General features: G+C 39.4%; 25 protein-coding genes and 1 riboswitch. Of the genes, 20 read left to right on the top strand and 5 right to left on the bottom strand.

Annotation, left to right across the window (positions count from 1 at the left end; all coding sequences use genetic code 11):
- Window positions 1-52: 52 nt before the first annotated feature.
- The 7 genes from BW721_RS06590 to BW721_RS06560 all read left to right on the top strand — a co-directional run bounded on the left by BW721_RS06590 (window position 53) and on the right by BW721_RS06560 (window position 5404).
- Complete coding sequence (locus tag BW721_RS06590) at window positions 53-1036, top strand: diacylglycerol kinase (protein WP_076767273.1); 984 nt, start codon at window positions 53-55, stop codon at window positions 1034-1036.
- A 325-nt stretch (window positions 1037-1361) separates the two neighbouring features.
- Window positions 1362-1853 (top strand): CarD family transcriptional regulator, encoded by a 492-nt coding sequence (locus BW721_RS06585; protein WP_232222972.1) that lies wholly within the window; start codon window positions 1362-1364, stop codon window positions 1851-1853.
- A gap of 192 nt (window positions 1854-2045) precedes the next feature.
- The gene (locus BW721_RS06580; protein ID WP_083686812.1) at window positions 2046-2471 is read left to right on the top strand and encodes a hypothetical protein; all 426 of its coding nucleotides are present in this window, start codon (window positions 2046-2048) and stop codon (window positions 2469-2471) included.
- A gap of 14 nt (window positions 2472-2485) precedes the next feature.
- Window positions 2486-2971, top strand: coding sequence for a ribonuclease domain-containing protein (locus tag BW721_RS06575; protein ID WP_076767269.1), 486 nt, complete (start codon window positions 2486-2488; stop codon window positions 2969-2971).
- 2 nt (window positions 2972-2973) lie between these two features.
- Window positions 2974-3252 (top strand): barstar family protein, encoded by a 279-nt coding sequence (locus BW721_RS06570; protein WP_076767267.1) that lies wholly within the window; start codon window positions 2974-2976, stop codon window positions 3250-3252.
- A gap of 14 nt (window positions 3253-3266) precedes the next feature.
- Window positions 3267-4001, top strand: a complete 735-nt coding sequence (locus tag BW721_RS06565) for an alpha/beta fold hydrolase (RefSeq protein ID WP_076767264.1) — start codon at window positions 3267-3269, stop codon at window positions 3999-4001.
- A 218-nt stretch (window positions 4002-4219) separates the two neighbouring features.
- Entirely contained in the window at window positions 4220-5404 is a 1185-nt protein-coding gene (locus tag BW721_RS06560; protein ID WP_076767262.1) for an IS256 family transposase, read from the top strand.
- 289 nt (window positions 5405-5693) lie between these two features.
- Here BW721_RS06560 and BW721_RS06555 read toward each other — a convergent pair whose 3' ends face one another.
- Window positions 5694-6116, bottom strand: coding sequence for a DUF2188 domain-containing protein (locus BW721_RS06555; RefSeq protein WP_076767260.1), 423 nt, complete (start codon window positions 6114-6116; stop codon window positions 5694-5696).
- A 415-nt stretch (window positions 6117-6531) separates the two neighbouring features.
- On the opposite strand from BW721_RS06555, the gene argS reads away from it, so the two are divergent.
- Window positions 6532-8223 carry an arginine--tRNA ligase gene (gene argS / locus BW721_RS06550; protein ID WP_076767258.1) on the top strand — a complete coding sequence of 564 codons (1692 nt, stop codon included), beginning with the start codon at window positions 6532-6534 and terminating at the stop codon, window positions 8221-8223.
- A 49-nt stretch (window positions 8224-8272) separates the two neighbouring features.
- Here argS and BW721_RS06545 read toward each other — a convergent pair whose 3' ends face one another.
- Complete coding sequence (locus tag BW721_RS06545) at window positions 8273-8887, bottom strand: CAP domain-containing protein (protein ID WP_076767256.1); 615 nt, start codon at window positions 8885-8887, stop codon at window positions 8273-8275.
- A 109-nt stretch (window positions 8888-8996) separates the two neighbouring features.
- On the opposite strand from BW721_RS06545, the gene BW721_RS06540 reads away from it, so the two are divergent.
- The 7 genes from BW721_RS06540 (at window position 8997) to BW721_RS06510 (ending at window position 15150) form a co-directional block, all read left to right on the top strand.
- Window positions 8997-9776 carry a GyrI-like domain-containing protein gene (locus tag BW721_RS06540; protein ID WP_076767253.1) on the top strand — a complete coding sequence of 260 codons (780 nt, stop codon included), beginning with the start codon at window positions 8997-8999 and terminating at the stop codon, window positions 9774-9776.
- A 78-nt stretch (window positions 9777-9854) separates the two neighbouring features.
- A riboswitch (Lysine riboswitch) is annotated at window positions 9855-10002 on the top strand.
- Between the two features lie 248 nt (window positions 10003-10250).
- Window positions 10251-10433, top strand: coding sequence for a hypothetical protein (locus BW721_RS11930; RefSeq protein WP_076767251.1), 183 nt, complete (start codon window positions 10251-10253; stop codon window positions 10431-10433).
- A 24-nt stretch (window positions 10434-10457) separates the two neighbouring features.
- Window positions 10458-11282 carry a TIGR00366 family protein gene (locus BW721_RS06530; protein ID WP_076767249.1) on the top strand — a complete coding sequence of 275 codons (825 nt, stop codon included), beginning with the start codon at window positions 10458-10460 and terminating at the stop codon, window positions 11280-11282.
- Between the two features lie 144 nt (window positions 11283-11426).
- On the top strand, window positions 11427-11639 hold the full coding sequence (locus tag BW721_RS06525) for a YdbC family protein (protein ID WP_076767247.1): 213 nt from the start codon (window positions 11427-11429) through the stop codon (window positions 11637-11639).
- 23 nt (window positions 11640-11662) lie between these two features.
- The gene (locus BW721_RS06520; RefSeq protein ID WP_076767245.1) at window positions 11663-12037 is read left to right on the top strand and encodes a zinc-ribbon domain-containing protein; all 375 of its coding nucleotides are present in this window, start codon (window positions 11663-11665) and stop codon (window positions 12035-12037) included.
- A gap of 26 nt (window positions 12038-12063) precedes the next feature.
- Window positions 12064-12843 (top strand): DUF975 family protein, encoded by a 780-nt coding sequence (locus BW721_RS06515; protein ID WP_076767243.1) that lies wholly within the window; start codon window positions 12064-12066, stop codon window positions 12841-12843.
- Between the two features lie 321 nt (window positions 12844-13164).
- Window positions 13165-15150: an HIRAN domain-containing protein gene (locus BW721_RS06510; protein WP_076767241.1), complete on the top strand. Its 1986-nt coding sequence runs from the start codon at window positions 13165-13167 to the stop codon at window positions 15148-15150.
- Between the two features lie 168 nt (window positions 15151-15318).
- Here BW721_RS06510 and BW721_RS06505 read toward each other — a convergent pair whose 3' ends face one another.
- The 3 genes from BW721_RS06505 to BW721_RS06495 all read right to left on the bottom strand — a co-directional run bounded on the left by BW721_RS06505 (window position 15319) and on the right by BW721_RS06495 (window position 20860).
- Window positions 15319-16170: a DegV family protein gene (locus BW721_RS06505; RefSeq protein ID WP_076767239.1), complete on the bottom strand. Its 852-nt coding sequence runs from the start codon at window positions 16168-16170 to the stop codon at window positions 15319-15321.
- A gap of 70 nt (window positions 16171-16240) precedes the next feature.
- On the bottom strand, window positions 16241-18043 hold the full coding sequence (gene uvrC / locus BW721_RS06500) for an excinuclease ABC subunit UvrC (RefSeq protein ID WP_076767237.1): 1803 nt from the start codon (window positions 18041-18043) through the stop codon (window positions 16241-16243).
- 243 nt (window positions 18044-18286) lie between these two features.
- Window positions 18287-20860 (bottom strand): vitamin B12-dependent ribonucleotide reductase, encoded by a 2574-nt coding sequence (locus BW721_RS06495; protein ID WP_076767235.1) that lies wholly within the window; start codon window positions 20858-20860, stop codon window positions 18287-18289.
- A 116-nt stretch (window positions 20861-20976) separates the two neighbouring features.
- Between BW721_RS06495 and BW721_RS11925 the strand changes: the two genes are divergently transcribed.
- From BW721_RS11925 to BW721_RS06475, 5 genes are all read left to right on the top strand, one after another.
- Window positions 20977-21138 carry a hypothetical protein gene (locus tag BW721_RS11925; protein WP_198031323.1) on the top strand — a complete coding sequence of 54 codons (162 nt, stop codon included), beginning with the start codon at window positions 20977-20979 and terminating at the stop codon, window positions 21136-21138.
- The gene (locus tag BW721_RS11800) at window positions 21135-21251 is read left to right on the top strand and encodes a hypothetical protein (protein WP_232222898.1); all 117 of its coding nucleotides are present in this window, start codon (window positions 21135-21137) and stop codon (window positions 21249-21251) included. The genes BW721_RS11925 and BW721_RS11800 overlap by 4 nt, the downstream gene beginning before the upstream one ends.
- Before the next feature lie 442 nt (window positions 21252-21693).
- On the top strand, window positions 21694-22437 hold the full coding sequence (locus BW721_RS06485; protein WP_232222897.1) for an SDR family NAD(P)-dependent oxidoreductase: 744 nt from the start codon (window positions 21694-21696) through the stop codon (window positions 22435-22437).
- Window positions 22438-22455: 18 nt separating this feature from the next.
- Window positions 22456-23322, top strand: coding sequence for a MetQ/NlpA family ABC transporter substrate-binding protein (locus BW721_RS06480; protein WP_076767230.1), 867 nt, complete (start codon window positions 22456-22458; stop codon window positions 23320-23322).
- Between the two features lie 31 nt (window positions 23323-23353).
- Window positions 23354-23962 carry a GNAT family N-acetyltransferase gene (locus tag BW721_RS06475; RefSeq protein WP_076767228.1) on the top strand — a complete coding sequence of 203 codons (609 nt, stop codon included), beginning with the start codon at window positions 23354-23356 and terminating at the stop codon, window positions 23960-23962.
- Window positions 23963-23993: the final 31 nt, after the last annotated feature.

The following is a 23993-nucleotide window of genomic DNA, read 5'->3' as shown; positions in this document are numbered from 1 at the left end:
AGTGTGCTATAATGACTGGCATATTGAATAGCGAAAGAAGAGGCATTGAAACATGCGAGCAAGAATAATTTATAATCCAACAGCAGGTCGAGAAATTTTAACGAAAAATATGCTCGACATTTTGCGCATACTAGAGAAAGCTGGCTATGAAACGAGCACCTACGCTACAACACCGGAATCACATTCTGCACGAAATGAAGCGAGACGAGCAGCTTTAGCTGGTTTTGACCTACTTGTAGCGGCAGGTGGTGATGGTACAATTAATGAAGTGATTAATGGTATTGCTGATTTAGAACGACGCCCGAAAGTAGGAATTATCCCTGCTGGTACGACGAATGACTATGCACGAGCACTGAAAATTCCACGATCAGATTTGTTGGCTGCTGCTGAAGTGATTGCGGCTGGACACGTCATACCCATGGACATTGGCCAAGCCAATAATCAGTATTTTGTGAATATTGCAGCGGGTGGTTACTTAACCGACTTAACTTATGAAGTTCCAGCTAAGCTAAAAACCATTTTCGGTTACTTAGCTTATTTGGTAAAAGGTGCTGAAAAACTGCCAAGTGTGAGACCGATTCACATGCGAGTGGAGTATGAAGGCGGCATTTATGACGGTAGCGCGTCAATGTTTTTTGTGGCAATGACCAATTCAACGGGTGGCTTTGAAATGTTGGACCCGAATATCGTTTTAGGTGATGGGAAGTTTTCCCTGTTTATCTTAAAAACGGCTAATATTTTTGAAATTCTACAAATTATTGCAGCAGTCTTAAATGGTGGGAAACACTTAAACCATCCTCAGGTCCTCTACGCGAAGACTAGTTTTGTAAAAGTCGAGTCGAAAGATAACCAACGTTTGATGATTAATTTAGATGGCGAATACGGTGGAGATGCTCCGACGACCTTTACTAATCATCAGCAACATATTCAAATTATTGGGAATCGTTCAGATTTTGCAGACCCAATTGATACGTCTAACCACCGTAACCAGTTTGTGGATATGGTAGAACAACTTGAAACAAATGAAATGGATTAAAGCAGAGAGTGGGAAAAAAGGCGTTAGCCCCGAATCACTGGAACGAATCAGCACAGGACGGTCGTAGATCATCCGAGCATGATTCGTGAAGTGACGTCGGGGCTGTTTTTTTGAGCACGTTTACGCAACAATTAGTCGTATCTATTTTAGGGAGTGGTGTTAGTTCACAGCCCTTTTATTTTCAAAAAAAAGCTGGTATAACAGGCATCATTTTTAGTCGCTTACATTTTTTTGTTTTTTCTGTTATAATATATATATAGTGATGTGCAAAAAATATATATTGTACGTTGCACACATATTTAAAGGAGGACTTGCATTGTATCAAGTGGAAGATTATGTTGTTTATGGTAACGAAGGTGTTTGTCAGATTACGGCGATTGAAGCGCTTGATTTAACAGGTATGAACGAAAAAAAAATATATTACGTTTTACAACCTGTTTATAGAAGTGGGACAGTTTATACACCAGTCGATACTAAAGTTTCAATGCGACCTGTCATTTCTAAAGAGGCTGCAGAACGTTTAATAAGTGAGATTCCTACCATCCAAGCAGAGACAGATGGGCCGACAAATGCGACATTCCTAAAGAACAAATATACTGAAATGCTGCTCGCTAATGACTGCAGTGAATTAATACAAATTATTAAAACGGTGACAACGAAAGAAGATATTGCCGAAAAGAAGAATAAAAAAATCGGTCAGACCGACAAATATTACTTGCGTAAGGCAGAAGACCTGTTGTATAGCGAATTTTCCATTGCCTTAGATATGCCAGCCAATCAAGTGCATACATATATTAAAGAAAAGATTGAAGCTTAATAGAGATAGTTTATCAAACGAAGACAGTGAATGAGCTGGCTTCGTTTTTTTGTTGGTTAAAGGAAATAAAAAAACACTTTTAACGTCCTACAACTATAAATAAGACGTTTTTCAGACCTTGGACCAGTGTCAGCAGGCTATCTTTGAGCTATAATAAACAAGACTGAAAAAGAAAAGAGGTTGTATCCATAGATGAATAAACTGTTAGCTTGGTTTCAAGAAACAATGAAAAAGACAAACCGCCCAGATGATTTAACACGCTTTTTATTAAAATTAGGTGTTGTTCTAGGCTTGATTGGGATTATATTATCGCTCAAAACAATATTGTGGTTAGGATTTTCAGCGATTATTGTGTTGTATGTCCGAATATTTTCGAAAGACAAACAACGCTACTACAGAGAAAATCAACTTTATTTAAAATACAGAAATCAAGTAATGAGACGGATTAATGATTTTCGTAATCGCTTGATGAATAAGCAAAATCGGATGAAGCAAAGAAAAACACATCGCTTTTACAAGTGCCCAGATTGCGGCCAAAAGGTAAGAGTACCAAAAGGCAAGGGCAAGATTGCCATCAAGTGTCCGTCATGTAGTCATAAATTTGTGAAGAAGAGTTAAGGAGCGTTATGAAGATGTTAGCAATAGTTAAAAAGTGGTTGTCCAAATCATCACTCTTATTTTTAATGGTAGGGCTGCTAGCTGCCTGTACAACTGTTGATTTTGAACAACTCGTATCACCGCTAGAAGACAATCAAACTGAAGTTGGTGTCATAGAAGGCGAATGGTATTCCTCCAAAGACGAGGTAACCGACTACTTGATTACCTACGACGAACTGCCGCCCAACTACCTAACGAAATCGGAAGCTAGAGAATTAGGTTGGGATAATGCCAAAGGAAATCTCTGGGAGGTGGCAGACGGTATGTCCATTGGTGGTGACTATTTCGGGAACTACGAAGGGCTGCTACCTGACGAGTCGGGCCGCGATTACTATGAGGCAGACATTGACTACGAAGGTGGTTACCGTAACGCAAAACGCCTTATTTTTTCGAATGACGGTTTGATTTACTATACCGATGATCATTACGAGAGCTTCGAGCACCTATATGGGGAGGAGTAAGCATGGAACAAGTTATTTTGGATGGTAGAGAATTTTTAAACAAGGAAATAAGTCATGATTACCTCAGCCAGCAGTTAGGCTTACCTGACCATTATGGGCGGAATTTGGATGCTTTGTGGGACTGCCTAACAACGGATTTCACTCCTAAACGGATTGTGATTCGTCACCCGCAAGCCATCAACCAACAGCTAGGGCAGTATGGTGTGATGCTCTTAAGATTATTTAGCCAACTGAAACGGGCGAATCCCAGTATGGTGATTGTTATGGCTTATCAATTTTAGATTGAGGTGGACGTATGAAAATCTTAAAACGATTAGTAATCGTACTAACGCCTGTATTAGTTATCGGCTTTGGCGCCTTTTTCTGGTACGTGAATGACTATTATGAAGGAACAGAAGTGGCGACTTCAGCGCTGACATCAGATGAATCGGTAACGGTGAAAGAAGCGGACAGTGTGATTCAGTTTAGCCCAAGCCAAGTAGCGGATGGAACAGTGGGCATTATTTTTTATCCCGGTGGAAAAGTGGATGAAGAAGCCTATGCACCATTAATGAAAGGCTTAGCAGAAGTGGGTTATCAGGTCTTTTTGGTAGAAATGCCCTTTAATTTAGCGGTATTTGGTACAGGTGCTGCAGAGGACATTATCGTGTCTCATCCAGAGATTACCAACTGGTACTTGGTAGGACATTCATTGGGCGGCTCGATGGGCGCCATTTTCGCTGAAGCCAATAGCGATAAAATCAAAGGTCTTATTTTATTGGCTTCCTATTCAACAGCAGATTTATCGGAATCTGGCCTTGCTGTGATGAGTATTCACGGTAGCCAAGATGGGGTTTTGAATATGGAAAAATTAGCGGAATATCAACCAATGCTACCAGCTGATTTCGAAGAAGTCATGATTGATGGCGGCAACCATGGTCAGTTTGGTGACTATGGTCATCAAGAAGGTGATGGACAAGCAAGTCTATCAGCCAAAGACCAACAAGCAATGACTATTTCAGCAATAACCGAATTTATTCAAGCTCATTAATCGAAAAAGAATGGCACCCAAGATCTTGGGTGCCATTTTTATGTAAACGTGTAAGATACAGCTCAAATAAAAAGTTTGTATCTTACACTGGGAGCACCAAATGTAAGATACAGACTAGTCTATCCGGTTATGTCCGTATAATTGTGTAAAAAGAAAGAGCCCTATCAATACTCTTGTATAATGTAGTTACGACACAACATTAGAAAGGGTGTATTGATATGACTCAAATTAATTTTACTATAAACATGGAAGAATTAATAGAACAAGTTATGGGGAGTAATTTGTCAGGTCTGATTAAAAGTCAGTTGACCATGATGATTAATCATACGATGGAATACGAACGTGACCAATATATTAAGGCGAAACATTATGAACGGACTACAGGACGTGTCGATTATCGAAATGGTTATTATAAAAGAGAATTTGTCACGAACATTGGGAGAATGACGTTAACCGTCCCTAGGACAAGATCTGGCGAGTTTTCAACAGCTGTTTTCGAGAAATATAAACGAATGGATCAGGCTCTTGTTCTCACTATAATTGAAGCCTATATTAATGGTGTCTCAACTCGTAAGGTCACTAAAGTAGTTGAAGCCCTAGTTGGCGAGAGTGTTTCAAAATCATTGGTATCCTCACTTGTCGCAAAGATTGATCCTGATATAAAAGCGTTTCGTCATCGACCGTTAACACCAGCCTTTCCTTATTTATATGCGGATGCCTTATATGTTAAAGTGCGAGAAAATCAAAAGATTGTATCTAAGGCAGTTTATATTGCTCAAGGAGTTCGAGAAGACGGGTTTCGGGAACTTGTTGGCTTTAAAGTAGCTGATGTGGAATCTGAACATAACTGGCGTGACTTTTTTTCAGAACTCAAAGAACGTGGTCTAGCAACACCTAAAATGGTCATTTCAGATGCTCACAAAGGTCTTGTTTTAGCTGTTCAAAAGGAATTGACAGGTGCCATTTGGCAACGGTGCGCTGTTCATTTTATGAGAAACATTGTTACTAGAATGCCGAAGAAAGATACTGTTCAAGCACGAGAAATTTTAAAAAGTATCTTTAAATCAAGCACGTTATCGTTAGCACGCGAAAGAAGAGATGCCTTATTTCAGCTCGTTGGTACAGACAAACGTTTTGCAGACGCCCTGCGTGTTCTTGAGGAAGGATTTGATGATGCGACACAATTCCTAAACGAACCCGAAGCTTATCATTGCTCGTTAAAATCAACCAACTCACTAGAACGTCTCAATCGTAACTTACGCTCACGCGAACAAGTTATTTCCATTTTTCCAAATACAGAATCAGTCACACGATTATTTGGTGCAGTATTAATGGATATTCAAGAGGAATTTCAAAAGCCAAAACGGAGACTCTTACGTGTTGTTCCTCTGTTAGATTCCTAAAGGCTAACTCCCTTAGGAGTCTTGTCAAGACCATCACTCTTATCCTAGAAAGATACCTAAAAAAGAAGGGTTATTTAGGTTGCCTTCAATTATCAAAAAATAGAAACAGGATAAAAAGAATATGACTAATTTTAGTTAGTAAGATTTAAATGCGAATAAAACATAACTGTAACTACAAATTTACACATAAATTAGGACTTGACTAGTCTATCCATACTGTATCTTACATTTCTCTCTCAAGATGTAAGATACAGCTCCAAATTGAGTGTTGTATCTCTCAGTTTAGCTTTTATTCATTCTTCTTATGAGAAATAACTGTTGTGTCTCGGTTAGCAGCAATTTCATTGGCACGGCTTTCTGCTTCTTTTTTAGTGGGAAAGGTCTCAGCTGCTTGTTGGGCGCCTTCTGTTTTTACTTCCCAGTGGTCGTCCTCTTCGACGTAGCGGACATGGACGTCCTTTTCAATATAGTCAGCTCCTTTATTACTAGCATCAGCTTGATGGTCAGTAATATCTTTTTTCTTGAGTTGCTGTTTATCTGCATTAGTAGCGTCTTCAGCCCACTCTTTGGCTTTCGCGGTTGCGATTGGAATAGCGTCGCTTTCTTTGTAGCCATCAGCTAACATAGCATTGGCAATATCAATGGCTTTAAGTCTAGTTGTCTCGTCAACGTTTTTCCAACTATTAGGGTAGTCGTTTTCTGTCCAAGGCATCATATTTCCTCCTCAATATGGTATATTTTATAGCTTTAGTTTACTGAAAAAGGAAAGTAGGCTCAAAAGATAAGACTTTAAAAAAAACATGGACAAGTCAAGCATTTATTGCTATATTAGTGTGGATATAGAGATTCGATAGAGAAGAGAGTAATTTGTCAGATTCCTTTTTAGCGAGTGGGAAAGGTGAGAGCCTACAAGGAAGCGAGAAACGAACCGCACTTCTTTTGAAAATAGTCTGAAATGAGTAGGATTGTTCGGGTGGCTCCGTTAACGGTAAGAAGGGTGCTGTCTAGCACTGAACGAGAGTGGTACCACGGATGATCGTCTCTCTTTTGCATGGCAAAAGAGGACGCTTTTTTTTGTCTACAAGAGAACAGTAAATAATGGCAAGAAACCATGAAGGAGTAGAAGAATGGATTATAAATTATTAATTGCAAAAGAAATTCACCACCATGTTGCTGAGTATTTAACAGAAGAAGCTGTTTATAACTTACTAGAAAACCCTAAACATGATGATCATGGGGATGTGGCTTTCCCAGCTTTCGCCTTAGCGAAAGCATTGCGCAAAGCACCACCAATGATTGCGAGTGAACTAGCAGAGAAGATGAACCACCCATTTATTGAAAAAGTACAAACTGTAGGACCTTACTTAAACTTTTTCTTAAATAAGAGTGAAATTAGTGCAGCTGTTCTAAAAGAAATCGCTAGCAAAAAAGAAGCATTCGGTAATGCAACAGTAGGGGAAGGCAAGACAGTTCCGATTGATATGTCATCACCAAATATCGCGAAGCCAATTTCAATGGGGCACTTGCGTTCAACAGTTATCGGTAATGCATTAGCTAATATTGTTGAAAAAGTTGGTTACCAACCGGTTAAAATTAACCACTTGGGTGACTGGGGAACACAATTTGGTAAGTTGATTGTGGCATACAAAAAATGGGGAAATGAAGCGGATGTTAAAGCTGACCCTATCGCACAACTATTGAAACTTTACGTTCACTTTCACGAAGTTGCAGAAGAAGAAACAGAGTTGGAAGACGAAGCGCGTGAATGGTTCAAGAAACTAGAAGACGGCGACCAAGAAGCGAATGAACTATGGAAATGGTTCCGCAAAGAGTCATTAAAAGAGTTCATGAAAATCTACGATATGCTTGATATCGATTTCGATTCATTTAACGGAGAAGCATTCTACAACGATAAAATGGATGAAGTGGTTCAATTACTAGAAGAGAAAAACCTTCTAACGACTGACCGTGGTGCAACAATCGTTGATTTAGAGAAATACAACTTGAATCCTGCCTTGATTAAGAAGAGCGACGGCGCAACGCTATACATTACACGTGATTTAGCGGCTGCGATTTACCGTAAACGTACATACGACTTTGCTTTGTCTTTATATACAGTGGGTAACGAGCAATCAAACCACTTCAAACAATTGAAGGCTGTTCTAACGGAGATGGGCTATGATTGGGCAGATGATATGCACCACATTCCATTCGGTTTGATTACACAAGGCGGTAAGAAACTATCTACGCGTAAAGGTAAAATTATTTTACTAGAAGAAGTGTTGAATGAGGCAACAAACTTGGCTATGGCTCAAATTAATGAGAAAAACCCAAGCCTTGAAGATAAAGAAGAAGTAGCTAAACAAGTTGGTATTGGCGCTGTTATCTTCCACGATCTTAAAAATGATCGCTTAAATAACTTTGACTTTGTTTTAGAAGAAGTGGTGCAATTTGAAGGGGAGACTGGTCCTTACGTACAATATACTAACGCTCGTGCGTTAAGTATCTTGCGTAAAGCCGCGGTTGAACTTGATCTTGACCAACCACTAAGCTTGAGTGACGATTATGCGTGGGACGTGATTAAATTAATTAACAGCTTCCCAGATGTAGTTATGACAGCCTTCGAAAAATTCGAGCCATCAGTGATTGCTAAGTACGCTTTACACTTATCACAAGCCTTTAACAAATACTACGGTAACACACGTATTTTAAATGATGATGCAGAAAAGAATGCTCGTCTTGTATTAGTTAAAGCAACAACAGTTATTTTACAAGAAAGCTTACGTCTACTAGGCGTTAAGGCACCAAATAAAATGTAATCAAAGAACCCAAGAAAGACTGCTGAAAAGCGCGTCTTTCTTGGGTTTTTTAATAGGAAGTGCCAAAGATTTGAACCAAGTACAAAATGTCACCATCATAGTAGACACCAACACCTAGTTCTGAAAAGTCAGCCTCAATCATATTTTGATAATGGCCTGGGCTCTCTACCCAGCCATCGAAAAGAAATTCTGCCATACCTACATCATCCAAATGATAAGTGGCTAGTGCTAAGTTTTCTCCTGTAACTTGATAAGTATAAGAGAGACCGTCTTCATTTAAAACCGTATAAAAGTCACTGCCATCCGGTCTTGTATGCGAAAAGCTTTGAGCAGACTCGAGTGCTCTAATATCAGCGGCTTGCTGAAGCGTATCATTTTGGGTTAATGTTCCGACTTCTAAACTGTTGCGTAAATCGTTAGTTAGTTGAAGGATAGTCTCGCGAAGTAAAAGGGAATCAACTTCATCGGGCTGGCTAATAGGTTGGTTAATAACAAACTGTTCCATACTGGATGAATCTGTGACTGATTCACTAGCGGGAGTTTGCGGTACTAAGTTTTGGAAAAAAGGTATAACCTGAGTGACCAATAGTCCACTGTCAATCATATAAAAAAATGTTCCAATTAGAAAAAGAATTGTAATGACTCGTTTTAGAAATCGCATCATTGTTTAGCCACCTCTTTCCCTTTTTCTTAGTTGTATTATAGCAAACATTTACCTTCAGTCCTTAAAATATGCTATCCTTGTCGTAAGAAAATGAGTAGGGGGAATGAATATGGTTCAAATAAGTCAGTGGCAACTGATTGAACGCCACAGCCAACCAACAGTCGTGATCAAAGAAACGGTTGCCCAAAGTCAATTAATTCCGATACTGAAAAAACACAAAGCAGATTTATTGGCTTACTTAGACAGTCGTGATAGCTATCCGGCTGGCGATTTTTTTGTCTACTATCATCAATTCAGAAAAGGGGGAGTCACTTATGAAGCAGGATTTCCTCTTGCTGTACCACTCAATGGAACCGGCTCTATTGAGCCATCTCAAAGAGTGGCAGGCCTTTATTTAAGTTGTTACGACAAAGGACCTTACCAAAAAATACCCAAACTCTATAAAGAAGCAGAGAAATGGTTAGCTGACCACGGTTTTGTTAAGTACGGCCAATCAGAGGAGATTTATCTCAACTATCATGAAGACGAAGACCAGCTACTCACCCAACTCTTAATTGCGGTTCGTCCATTAAACCTGATCATATACTTAAACCAAGCTCAAACTCTTATGGAAGAAGCACGTCAAATAAGCGATACAACGAACAATCATGAACTCATTAGTTATTTTAGTCAAACGGTCGACAAGTGGAATCAGTTCCTATTTGCCTTAAATAACCAACTACTACCTACCCAAAAACCAACTATAAAAGCAGCAAAGCAATTGGAACAACTTCCCCAAGCTTATGCCGTTCGAATTGCCCAAACTTATCGCTACTTCGCTCAGCACAATGTCACTCTTGCCTTTGAAGAATATGACCTCTTACAAGCTGAACTGATGAGACTTTTATAAAGGATTTATGATAATAAGCTATTCTCATTGAAATTGAAAGCAATAAGAGCTATTACAAGCAAGATAATAATCATGTTCAATATTGAAAGAGGATGCGAAAAAAATCAGTAGGTTTCGAAAGGGTTTTTCGCCGAAATGCAGCTTAGCTGTGTTGGGGTCCGTTTGAATAAGACGGGAACTGCCTGATAGTCTTGCCCAAAGACTATTAAGGAGTGCTGTCATTGTTGAGGGCAGAAGGAAATCCCCAGTGACCTTTTGCTCACTGGGGATTTTTGTATCCATTTTAGGTGCGTTCCGCTTTTAGTGATTGAAAAAAAGAGTAAGGTGGGAACAATGTTGAAAAAGAAAACATCATTTCAAATACCTCATACATATGTCTTATAAATGGGGGTTATGTTAGTAATGGCACTGTTAACTTGGATTATTCCAGCAGGACAATTTGATGTCATCGAATAAAACGGTCGTACGATTTCATTGCCAGGAACATGGCATGCGGTAGAGCAAAATCCGCAAGGTTTCTTTGCGATTATTAATTCTATTCCACGTGGTTTAGTTGAATCGGCGGAGATATCATTCTTTATCTTTTTAATCGGTGGTGCGTTTACTGTTATTAATGAAAAAGGAACAGTTGAGGCGTTGATTTACAAAACATCATAAAAGTTAAACGGTAGAGAAAGTTTGGTGATTCCCGTATTCCTATTGATTTTCGGGATCATGGGCGCAACGCTTGGCTTCTCTGAAGAAACGATTGTGTTTAGTGCAGGTTTTATGAATCCTTTTGCGGTAGGAATTGCACAAGGGATTGCCGAATTGCCAACTTTCTCTGGTATGGGATTACGCGTTGCACTTTTTATTGTCTTATGGTTGATTACATCAGCTTACATTATGCGCTACGCAAAAAAAGTGAAACAAGATCCAACTAATAGTTTAGTATATTCAGATATTGATAAAGACGATACAACAGAAGCAGCAAGTTTTGTTGAAATGAAAAAAGGTCATAGTATCGTTGGTTTGGTTTTCCTTATCGGTATGTGTGCGATTGCATTCGGTGTTGTTAAATATGGTTGGTATATCCAAGAAATTGGTGCAATCTTTATGACAACAGGGATCAATGCAGGGTTTGCTTATGGTTACAGCCCATCAAAAATTGCTGATTTATTTGTAGCAGGTGCATTGCCTGCAGTTGCTATGTATGTGATTCAAATTATTATTAACTTTATTATTCCATCTGGTTCAGGACAGGCAGCGGCGACCATGCCTATCATGGTACCACTTGCTGATGCAGTGGGTATCACAAGACAAACGGCTGTCATGGCTTACCAATTAGGCGCGGGGTTTATGGATTCGATTATGTTGACATCAGGTGTATTGATGGCACAACTATCCATTTCTAAAATTCCTTACAACAAATGGGTTCGCTACTTAGGTCCATTGATGATGATTTGGTTGTTAACAGGGGTAGTATTCTTAGTCTTTGCATACTACAAGCTCTACGGCCCATTCTAAAAATTAAAAATAAACTGAGACGTTTGCGCTCAGTTTATTTTTTTTATACAGTTTAGAATATATAATAATAGTTGCAATTTTTACTAAAAAACTCTAGACTTATGAGAAAGATAAAAAGTTTCAATAGAAGAAGGAGAGATAAAGATGGCTGACTTAAATTATGAAATTGTTGCTGAGATTGGCGTTCTGAGCACCTCAAAAAGTGGCTGGACGAAAGAGCTAAACGTAGTGAGTTGGAATGGTGGCGAACCAAAATACGATATTCGTGACTGGAGCCCTGACCATACGAAGATGGGTAAAGGAATTACCTTAAACGAAGAAGAAATTGGACAATTGCGCTTGTTAATCATCAATTAATTCGTTAGAAAGGATGACAGGCCATGTTTTTATTTTTTGATGTGGGACAATTTCGCAAGCAACTTAACTACAACCAAACATTGACTTGCCACAACTGTGGCCATTTTGGTCGCTACGAGGTTTATTTAATAGGAAATCGATTCCGATTATTTTTTATTCCGATTTTCACTTTTGGGAAAAAATATATGGTTAAATCAAGTTGCTGTGAGAGTTGGTATGTGTTGGATTCACTGAAAGGTAAGGCGATTGAACGGCATGAAACAGTTAGTATTGAATTGACAGATTTAGACCTCTATCAAGAGGGAAGACAAGCGACAGGCAGGTGTGACCTTTGCCAACATGCTTATCCAACCGGGTCAAGATTCTGTCCGCATTGCGGGAATCCGGTTCAAGACTAAGCTGACATGACTATAGGAGGAAAATTATGAAAACGAACAAAGAGCTTCGAATGATTGGGAGAGAAAATTTAAGAGGAAATTATTTAACAGCGGTATCTAACTTAATTTTAGTTGGTGTTTTTGGTCTTATTCTTCAAAGCATCCTTGGAAAAGTGTTAGGTATCTCAACAATAGATATAACTGCAGATATAACTGCTAATGATTTAAGTGATCCATATGGCGTTAAGCAATTTATAATAACAATGATTACATCATTTGTTTCAGCACTTTTAACGTTAGGTTTGACTTGGGGATTTTTAGATATTCAAGATGGTGAAAAATTAACGGTCGGTCACTTATTTAAACCATTTAAAGAAGGTATGGGTAAATCAATTGGTTTTTCATTAGTTAAGCAATTCTTATTAATGCTGTGGACACTACTATTGATTGTACCCGGAATTATTAAAAGCTATTCATGGGCGATGGCAGAATTTATTTACTATGATAACCGTGATTTAGCAATTAAAGATATTCTAGCTGAAAGTTCTTATATCATGAAGGGAAGCCGTTGGAGACTCTTTAAAATGGACTTTTTCTACAGCATTTTATATTTTATTCCTATTCTACTATGGCTTGTTTTCTTCTTAGTAACATTAGCAAGTCAGGGTGATAATGAGAGCTATGTTGCTGCTTTTGCATTACTAGGTATTTTGGTTGTTGTAATAGGCCTGACTACGGTGCTAGCTTTTATTATTGAACCGCGTCGACTATCAGCACGAGCAGCCTTCTATGTAGATTTAGTTGGGAAAAGTAACGATATTGTCTAAGTAAGAAAAGCGAACAAGTCCGCCTTGGCCTATGAAAAAATAGGACATCTGACCCTGAATTGTCAGGAGACTTCACGCTTCAGTGGGTTAGTCGAATGATATGCGTTAGCGAGCAGTGAAGCGAGCAATGGGGCAAATTTATCTTTTTTTCACTAGGTCAGGACTTGGGAGCTAGACATTGATGGCTGAACGTATAATCTCCTAGTCTATAAATAAAAACGAGTAAAGACATCTGTCCTTGCTCGTTTTTTGTTTAGACGACTTGTGTTATAGTTGAGATAAGAAGTTTACCACTAAAGCGATGGGTAAGGGTGAGGGCAGATGAACGAGAAAATGAGTATTTATGAAACAATTTTAAAGCAAAGAGAAGACGATTCATCTCTTCCTTATACATTCCAGGATCCACAACTAGCAGGAAGAGAAGACACCTTATTCATATTAATGACCGATGGCATCTCATTTACGCAAAAGGAAGAAATTGCCTTACAATGTTGCCAGATAATTAAAGAGATGCTGATTAGACAAACAGATACAGCCTACAATAAAATCCAACCTTTTTTAAAACAATACCCGATGCGCCTCTTTTTCATTGAACTAAAAGAGCGCCTCAAAGCACTGTTAGAAGAAGAACTAATCGACAGTCAAGAGCTCTACAAATTAGGAATGAGACTGGTAAAAACAAGTACATCTCCAGAAGAAGTAAAGCTTGGTATTATGATTTTAGGCCTTTATCCGAATGACTTAACGATGAAAGTGTTGCGAACATTAGGATTTCATAGTGACTATACGGTTTATGCAGCAGAAAGTATCCGTCAAAGCGCCACTAAAGAAAATCAATTTTTATTTGAGTTACTGCAAAATACCGATGGCTACGGCAGACTAGCAGCTCTCTTTTTAGTCAAGGCGGTGTCAGACGAACAAAAAGAATGGATTATTAATCACGCTATTAAGAGCGATTTTTTGTCTAGTATTTATGTCAATGTCGCCTTACAAAAAGCTGATATTCGTCATTATTTACTCTATTCGCCGATTACAGCCGAAAACTACCGCCATTCGATGTATGTGTTAGCTTATCGTGAGCCGACAGATGAAGGGCAGTTAGCAGATGATATATTACTCTTTATGCGAAAAATAGTTGACGCAAGGGAATTTGCAACCTCCTTTATCGAACAAGCAGGCTTAGTTATGATTTGGTTACAAGTCATTGATAGCTGGAAGCGGGACTATGCTTATCTTGAAAAACAGCTTGATAAAACGGAGCAATTGAGTGACTATTGGGATCAGCGTTTTAATAACTACGAAGAAATGATTCGGATGATTGAAGTCTTTTTAAATAAACCAAAATGGCAACATGTCGCCTTACAAGAATTAAAAGTTGCCAAGGAAACAGATTTTCTGATCGTCAGTGTGTTACAGTTTTTAGAAATGAAACCAGAGATGGCAGACTTTATGCCACGGTTGGCGGCTAATCCATTAGGGTTGAATTTACTCGATTTCTTCTTGGCTAACAATCCGCTCTATTATTTTGAAGAGGTGTGTTACTATCTGACGAATTTGTTGAGTGACCACGTTTTTGATTTACCATTTAAATTCGAAGAAGAAATTGAAAAAGAATCCCGGGACCTATTTAAATTGAATATCTGGATGGAAACCTTGTTTAAAACCATGCTAGAAAAAGATTTGTTTGCTCTAGAGTGGTGTTTGGATGCCTTAAATTACTATCATCCAAAAATGAGACGACTAGCCTTGCAGGCGTTGCGCAAATACCAAGACTTGTGGGAAGAGGAAGACGTTGCTGATGCACTAGAAAGCTTATTTGAATTCGAAGAAAATAAGCGTAATATCAGAATTTTACGCCGCTTGTTGAAAAAAGAAGATGATTCAAACAAAGAAAAAATAAATTTGCCACTTCCTTATATTATTAGTGAGCCGGCTTTGACCGACAAAAAGTTGTTGGATACCTATATCGCTGGAATGACTTACCGGGATTTATCCATTGTGGAAGAGTTGATTAAGCGCGGGAAAATCTTACAGCTTGTTCGTGAGAAAGACAACGAATTTGATCGATATGCGATTGGTATTACCATGGATGATGGCTATTTAATTGGCTATGTTCCAAAGGCAGATAATCGTGTCCTAGCGACTCTGCTTGATTCCAACGAAAAGCTCTATGCGCTTGTAGAAACAGACGCCCTAGAAGCCGATGAGACAATGATTTCTATTTATCTCAGAAAAACAATTGAGGGACCCTTAAAAGATAGAGCCTTATCAAGGGATAATATTGTAGCTTTCCCGAGTAAAAAATAAAAAGAGTGGGAAAAAAGGCGTTTAGCCCCGAATCACTGGAACGAATAGGCACAGGATGGTCGTAGATCATCCGAGCATTATTCGTGAAGTGACGTCGGGGCTGCCTTTTTGAGCACGTTTGCGCAACAATGATTCGTATATATTTTAGGGGCTGGGAGCCCCTTTTTGTTATTCATAGTCATTCATATAGAAAATACCAATTGTTCCCATTCCGGTGTGAGCAGAAATGACAGCTCCGATTGGATAGTCTATAATGTTTGCTGGTTTAAGCGTATCGTGCAAATGGTCTTTCATCTCTTTAACCGTCTCAGTTTCGTTCGTGTGAACAATTAAAATAGTTTGCTTTTCAATATATTTGGCTTCTGATTCTAAGCGTTTGTACATACGGTTTAGCACTTTTTTACGACCTCGTAGCTTCTCTTTAGGCTCTAACTTACCATCAACGACCTCAAGCAGCGGATGAATATTTAAAAGTCCGCCAAGAAAGGCACTAGACTTCGATAAACGACCGCCTTCAGCTAAGTAGTTTAAGTCTTGAACGGTAAAGAGAGATACCACATGTTTGACCATGAATTGCATACGCTCTTCAATTTCATCTAAACTGAAGCCATCAGCTTTCATTTGAATGGCTTCACGAGCCATCAAGGCCATACCGAGTGAGGCGTTCTGAGAATCTACAATTCGCAAATCAAAATCAGGATAGTCTTCTTTTACTTGTTGGTAGGCTAAAACGCCTGCTTGATAGGTTCCAGATAGGCCGCTTGAAAGGGCGATGTAAATACCACTTTCCCCGACTGACGCTAGCTTGCGGAACAAGCTATCAAATTTTTCTAGACCCACTTGGCTCGTTGATGGATGCTTGCCTACTTTTATAAAATCATAAATTTGGTTGTTTGTAATCTCAATTTGATCATTATATTCTTTACCGTCCATAATGACAGATAGCGGTAAATGGTTTACTTCATGCTCTTGAAGATAGCTCAAAGGCAAATCACAAGCACTATCGACAATAATATTCATTTCTTTTTCCTCCTAACGTTTTCACGAAATCTAAATCCTAGTATAGCATGTTCTTTTTAAAGTTGACTTCCTAAGTATCAGAAGATGATGGATTTTCTTCATTTTGGAAGGCATCTTTAATGCTAATAGCCACTTTCTCAGAAATCCCTAACTTTTTAATGTCATCGAGACTGGCTTGACGAATATTAGTCATCGTTTTAAAGTGACGCAAGACTTTAGTACGTGTTTTAGGACCGACACCATCAATGTCATCCAGTAACGATGAAAAGCTATTTTTACCACGAATCTGACGGTGGAAAGTAATCGCAAAACGATGGACTTCATCTTGGATACGTTGAACAAGGTGGAAGGCCTGACTACGAGGGTCGAGATCAATCACGTCATTGTCATCACCATACATGAGGGAGGCCGTTTTGTGCTTTTTATTTTTAACCATACCTGCAATGGGAATATGAATGCCTAGTTCATCTTCTAAAACTTCTTTGGCCGCTCTAATTTGAACTTTACCACCGTCCATCAAAATGAGATCAGGTAATGGTTTGCGTTCTCTCAATAGTCGACTATAGCGACGTCTAATCACTTCTTGGGTAGTCGCAAATTCGTTGGCACCTTCAACCGTTTTGACCTTATATTTACGGTAAGACTTGCGGTCTGGCTGGCCATCTTTATAAACGACCATGGCCGATACCGGGTTCGTTCCTTGGATGTTAGAGTGGTCAAAGGATTCAATCGTTTCTAAATAATTCAGGCCGAGTGCCTCAGATAATTCTTGAATCGCCCCAACCGTTTTGTTTTTGCTGCGCTCAATTAACATGAACTTTTCAGTCAGAGCCAATTCACTATTGGTAATTGCTAAATCAAGGATACTTTTTTTACTGCCACGTTTAGGAACGTGAACTTTAATATCGAGTGCTTCAGCTAGTAAGGTTACATCAACGCCTTCTGGAACGAGGATTTCTTTTGGTAAAATATGATTTTGTTCTTGATAGAATTGCATAATAAAAGAAAGAAGTTCTTCTTCTGGATTGCCGTAACTTGGGAAAAGGGCGGCTTCACGCTTAATAACAGTTGACTGACGAAGTAAAAAGACTTGAATCGAAATCCAGCCTTTATCCATATGAAAGGCAAAGACATCGCGGTTGGTATAGTCGCGTGACATAATGGTTTGCTTTTCTACCGTTGCTTCAATGTAACGGATTTGATCGCGATATTCAGCGGCTTGCTCGAAATTCATATCACCGGCAGCTGCTTGCATTTTTGTAACGAGGTTTTGCTTGATTTCTTTCACGTCACCATTTAAAAAGCGAGAAATACGTTTGATTTGTTCATCATATTCTTCTTTAGAAACATCGTGATCACAGCAACCGATACACTGGCCCATATGGTAGTAGAGGCAGGCGCGCTTTTGTCCTTTGTTACATTTGCGAAGGGGATAAACTTTTTGAATAAATTGTTGCGTTTCGCTAGCTGCATAAACGTTTGGATAAGGTCCAAAATAAACACCACCATCATTTTCGACGACAGAGGTGATAATGAGTTGGGGATCTTTTTCATTGGTTACTTTTAAATAAGGGTACATGGTTCCTTGTTTTAATTTAATATTGTATTTAGGCTGATATTGTTTGATTAGATTAATCTCAAGTAGCAAAGATTCTTTGTCCGTCTTTGTTACGATGATTTCAAAATGATCAATATCCGCTACTAACAAAGCTGTTTTACCTTCATGCTTGGAGTGAAAGTAGGATTTCACGCGTGACCGAAGATTTTTAGCTTTACCAATGTAAATAATGTCGTTATCCTTATTACGCATAATATAGCAGCCTGGCAATTCGGGAAGAATCGCCAATTTTTGGTTAATTTCTTCTCTGCTCATATGTTCAAATCCTTTATAATCTAGTACTACCAGTATACCACGACTTGATTGAAAGCAAATAACTGTAAGCTTTAGCAGTTTAGAGTGAGTAGAAAGCTAAAAATCAGTTTCTACTCACTCAAAAAGGCATTTTACGGAAGTTCAGTGCAAAAATACTCTCCGAACTTCCAAAACATATACAAACCACACAACATAAAGAGAGCGAAGATGCTAAAACCGTCTTCGCTCTTTTTTAACTCATTATTACAAACCGCACTTTAATTGTGCAGCACAGTTATTACAGGTATTACAGCCACCTAAGTCTTCAACCGTACCAATTCGGCAAATTGGACAAGTATCGCCAATTTCATTTCCGATTGTCACATCTGTTGATTCTAGGTCAGCAATTGTTTCAACTAAGAATGTTTTATCTTTATTCACTTTAGCTGATTCATTTGTTTCGTCAACATCGTCGAATTGATTTTCTTCAGCCTTCAATGTCAACACTTGCGAATCACGGCTACCATCAACATAAACGGTACCACCTTTAGCACCGCCATCATAGAGGCGCTCGTAAATTTTCTCAACTTGTTCAACCGTATAACCACGAGGCGCATTAACAGTTTTAGAAATCGAGCTATCAACCCAACGCTGAATGGTCGTTTGAACATCAACGTGTTCCTCCGGCGACAATTCCATAGCCGTTGTAAAGAAATCAGGCAGGTTATTCGGATCTGTTTCTGGATGACGGTCTAAATACTCTTGAACGATTTCAGCTTTTACTTCAATAAATTTACCAAGACGACCCGAGCGGAAGTAAGAAAAACTGAAGTATGGCTCTAAACCAGTTGAAACGCCAGCCATCGTGCCTGTTGAACCAGTTGGTGCCACCGTTAATAGATGAGAGTTACGGATACCGTATCTCAAGACACCTTCACGTACATGTTCAGGCATACCTTTCATATAGCCTGAGTTAACAAATTTCTCACGTAGCTGTTGTGTTTCACGACCTGTTTCACCAATAAGGAATGGGAAACTGCCGCGTTCTTTTGCCAATTCAATACTTTCTTCATAAGCTGTTACAGCAATGGTTTCAAAGACTTGATCGATTAATTGGTTACCTTCTTTAGAACCATAACGAACACCACAGTAGATTAACATATCAGCCAGTCCCATAATTCCTAAACCAACCCGGCGCTCGCCCAAAGCTTGCTTACGGTTTTCTTCTAGGAAGTAAGGCGTTGAATCAATAACGTTGTCTTGCATATGAACACCCATACGGACTGTTTTTTCCAATTTAGCAAAGTCAACCATTTGCAAGTCTTTGTTGACCATTTCAGCCAGGTTAACAGCAGCTAAGTTACATACTGAGTACGGTGCAAGAGGCTGCTCACCACAAGGGTTAGTTGCCACAACTTGTTGGCCGTATGCCGATGCATTTGTCATCTTATTAGCATTATCAATAAAGAAAATACCAGGTTCTGCTGCATAAGTCGCACAAATGTTAATCAGTTTCCATAAATCACGCGCTTTAATCGTACGGTAAGTACGGACAGCATGACCCATTTCTTCCCATTTACGGACATCACCAACGTTTACCCATTCCGTGTCGTAAATTGCCATCTCTTCTTTAGAATAATGTTCAACATCTGGGAAGCGTAGAGCATAGACACTATCCTGTTTAACAGCCTCCATAAAGTCATCGGTAATGCATACCGAAATGTTAGCACCGGTCAAGAATTCAGGGTCGTTAACGGAGTACGTACCGCCATCACGTAGTTTGATTTCAGCATCACGAATCACTGACTCATCAAAGCCACCATTACCTGCAATGGTTTTGTAGTTGACAATACCGGTATACATATTTATTTCTTTTGCAGTGAATGGGGTGAATTTTAATTTATCATGAGCCAACGTACGGATTTGTTCATCGTCAAAGTTTTCGATAATGTAACGTAAAATACGTGGGTTTTGCATTTTAGAAATAATAAACTCAGCAATATCTGGGTGCCAGTCGGATAACATAATCATTTGAGCACCACGACGTGACCCACCTTGTTCAACTAAGTGCGTTAATTTCGCAATATCATCTAGCCAAGAAACCGATCCAGATGAGCGACCGTTAACCCCTCTCGCTAGAGCATGACGGGGACGAAGTGTTGAACCATTTGTACCAACCCCGCCGCCACGACTCATAATTTCCATCACTTCCTTACGGTGATCAGAAATCCCACCACGTGAATCCGGAACAAATGGCATCACATAGCAGTTAAAGTAAGTCACATCTGTACCCGAACCAGCTCCGTATAACACACGACCAGCAGGGATAAAGTTTTTCACTTTTTGTTCTTCATAAAACTTTACAAAAGCGTCATAACGTTTTTCAGGAGAAATCTCAACTTGAGCCAATCCATGGGCATTACGCATGGCGATTTGTTCATAAAATAATTCAAGCGGTTTATCAAGCGAGATAATGGAACGTGTGACGATACCTTCTTCTTTCATCCCAAATGTATCGATATTTTGTTGGTATTCTTCAGAAACTAAAATACGAGCGGTCCCTTTATCCCAATCAAGCGATAGAATAGTACCCGTACCACGAGCGGGATATTTAGGATCTTCTTTTATTGTTAAAAGGACGAAGTCACCCTCTTTTAGACTGACTTTTTTCGTATCTTTAAAGGAGTAGCGATCCAGCATCACTAAGCGCGCAACACCGTCATACGTAATATGCATGTCTTCCGTAATTGGAAAGACAGCCTCGAATTGCTCGATATCTTGATTCAATGAGTCAAACCCTTTTTTTAAAGTGGAGGAAATTTCTGTAGCCACTACCATCACTCCTATCATATTCATTAAACACCATATATAGTGTTTATCTATTGAAAACTTCACTATATATACTATATCTAAAGATATATAAAAGCTAGAGAAACATTTTTTAAAAATGAAAATTGGATGGAAAAGTTGCTATTATTACAGGTGGCGCAGCAGCTATGGGCGAATCACACGTTCGCTTGTTTATCGAAGTTGGTTGGCAACAGGTTGTGGCAGAAACAGAAAACGGCTCAAACGTTAATATTTCTTCGATCAAAATCAAGCAATGGTTGGTATGATGCGATTGAAACGTATGGCTGAACCTAGTGAAGTCAGCAAACTAGTCTTATTCTTAGCTTCAAACGATTCAACAGGAGCTGAATTCGTTATAGACGGTGGTATTACTGCATAAAAAATGAATTGACAAAGCCTATTTTCAAGTGTATCATTCTTTTAAATGAAAAATAAATGAGAATGATTAAAAAACACAATGAAAAGAAAAGTACAGATAATCAATATATGACAGAAAACCTCGGTAGCTGAGAAGAGGGGATAGCGATTGTTTGGAAAATGATCTTTGAGTGGCTTTGTCGACCGTTTAGCTAGCTAAACCTGAGACATTGACGGGCGTTCCCGTTACAGAAACAGGGTATTATAATTGTACCTGGTGAGGTGCTTGCTGTGAGGCGGCACAAAATAAGGTGGTAACACGTAAAGACTAACTATAATCTTTTCGTCCTTAACAAACGGATCTGTTTGTTAAGGACTTTTTTTGTGTTCAAGACAATTTTATTTTTCATTCTGATCAATAAAAGGAGGATGTAGACGTGATTCAAATTGATTTAAGTCAGCAGGTGGCTTTAGTCACAGGTGGTAAAAATGGCATCGGGGCAGCCATTGTTGAGAAATTACGCCAAGCAGGTGCCGCAGTTATTTCAGCAGACTATGCTTACCAAGAAGACTTTAAACTAGAAAATAAACAGTTTGCGACCGCAAAAGTCGATATCACTGATGAAGCCGATATTGATAAATGGCTTCAAACAAGCTTAAATTATTTTGGCAAAATCGATATATTAGTCAACTGCGCAGGCATTTCCACTATGGATTTAGTCGTGGATAGCAGTCTAGAAGATTGGGATAAAGTAATGGCCGTTAATGCACGTGGCGTATTCCTCACTTCCAAAAAAGTTGGTAAACTATTGCAGAAGAAACAAGCAGGCGGGCGCATTATTCAGATTGCTTCCCAAGCCGGCAAAAATGGCTATACCGCAATGGGTACCTACGTTGCATCCAAACACGCCGTCTTGGGCCTCACCAAAACCATGGCCAAGGAACTAGCAGCCGACCAGATATTAGTCAATGCCGTTTGTCCCGGTATTGTGGAAACAGAAATGAAACACCGTGAAAGAATCGAAGGTGGCCTCATCCGCAAGATGACTGCCGACGACATATACAAAGAAGATTGCTCGCAAGTGCCACTCGGAAGAACCGCTCAGCCCGAAGAAGTCGCTAATGTTGTTTTATTTCTAGCTAGTCCGCTGGCGTCTTATATGACCGGACAAGCGATTAATGTAACCGGCGGCATGACCATGCATTAAAAAATAGGAGATGATGATATGAAAAAGAAGCATTTATTTTTATCAATAACAGCACTATCCACTTTATTTTTAGCAGCTTGCCAAGACCAAGCACCAGCAGAAGAAACATCCCAACAAGCAGCCGAAGAGCGTACTATTGTTGTGGGCTCACAGGCATCAGATGCACAAATTTGGGAATTTATTGCCAATTCAGATGCTGCTAAGGCGGCAGGTATCACAATCGAGGTTGAAGAAATTGATGGCGGTCCACAGTTGAACCTAGCTACAGCTGATAAAGAAGTCGATGTCAATGCCTTTCAATCTTGGGCCTATTTAAAATCTTTTAATGCTGAGTCGGGGGAGTCCTTAGCTGCCTTTGCGACCACTTATTTAGAACCGATGGGCGTTTATTCCGACAAATACACTAGCTTAGACGACTTGCCAGATGGGGCGGTCATTGCGATTGCGGACAATCCATCGAATGCGTCGCGTGGCTTACTCTTATTACAAAAAGCAGGGCTGATTACATTAACAGATGATTTTGATGCCCTTGGTACAACTAGTGATATTACAGACAATCCTAAGAATTTGGTCTTTAAAGAAATCGACGATACAACAGGACCGCGTGTGTTGGCGGATGTGGATGCGGCTCTTATTAGCAATACGATCGCCCTTGAAGGTGGACTGAATGTGTTGGAGGATTCGCTTTTCTATGAGGAAGCAGGCGAAGATACTAAAAATAATATTAATATCCTAGTCACTCAAACGGAAAACGCTGATGATCCAGACATTTTGAAACTAGGTGAGCTTTACCACAGTCAAGAAGTGCAAGACTATATCGAAGAAGAATTTGGTGGTACGAAAGTAGCCGTTAATATTGAGATTAGCGAACTCGAAAACCAGTAACCAAACAACTAATGAAAGTTAGAGGATTAAAATGACACAACCCATTATTCGCTTGGCAAAGGAAACGGATATCGATGACCTATTGGCCATTTTCACACCCTATGTGACCGATACGGCGATAACCTTTCAATACGACATTCCAAGCCGACAAGCCTTTCTTGAAAAATACCAGACCATCAGCCAAGAATTCCCATTTATAGTGGCAGAGGAAGCGGGCGAAGTGGTCGGTTATGCCTACGCCACACCCTTTCGAAAGGAAGCAGCCTACGCTTGGTCCGCTGAACCGATCATCTACTTAAAACAAGACAGACGCGGCAACGGCCTTGGCAAACGACTTTACCAGATATTAGAAGAATTGTTAAAAAAACAGCATATTCTGCAAATCGTTGCGTGCATCGCCTACACAAAAGGAGATAATCCTTACTTAACCAATAGCAGCCCCCGATTTCATGAGAAGCTAGGCTATGAGACCATTGCCCATTTTCCAAAGTGCGGCTATAAGTTCCAAAGTTGGTATGATTGCATTTGGATGAGAAAACTGCTCGTCGAGGAAATCCCCGTCGTACCGCAAGAAATCATTCCTTTTTCAAAATTAAATCATGACTTGGATAAGCTTTTAGAGAATAGTGTCGTTCTTTGATGTATAATAAGTAAGAACTCATTATAGAAGC

The sequence above is a fragment of the Jeotgalibaca sp. PTS2502 genome (genome assembly GCF_001975685.1).
Classification (GTDB): domain Bacteria; phylum Bacillota; class Bacilli; order Lactobacillales; family Aerococcaceae; genus Jeotgalibaca; species Jeotgalibaca arthritidis.
This window is presented reverse-complemented; position numbering and strand designations above follow the sequence as displayed.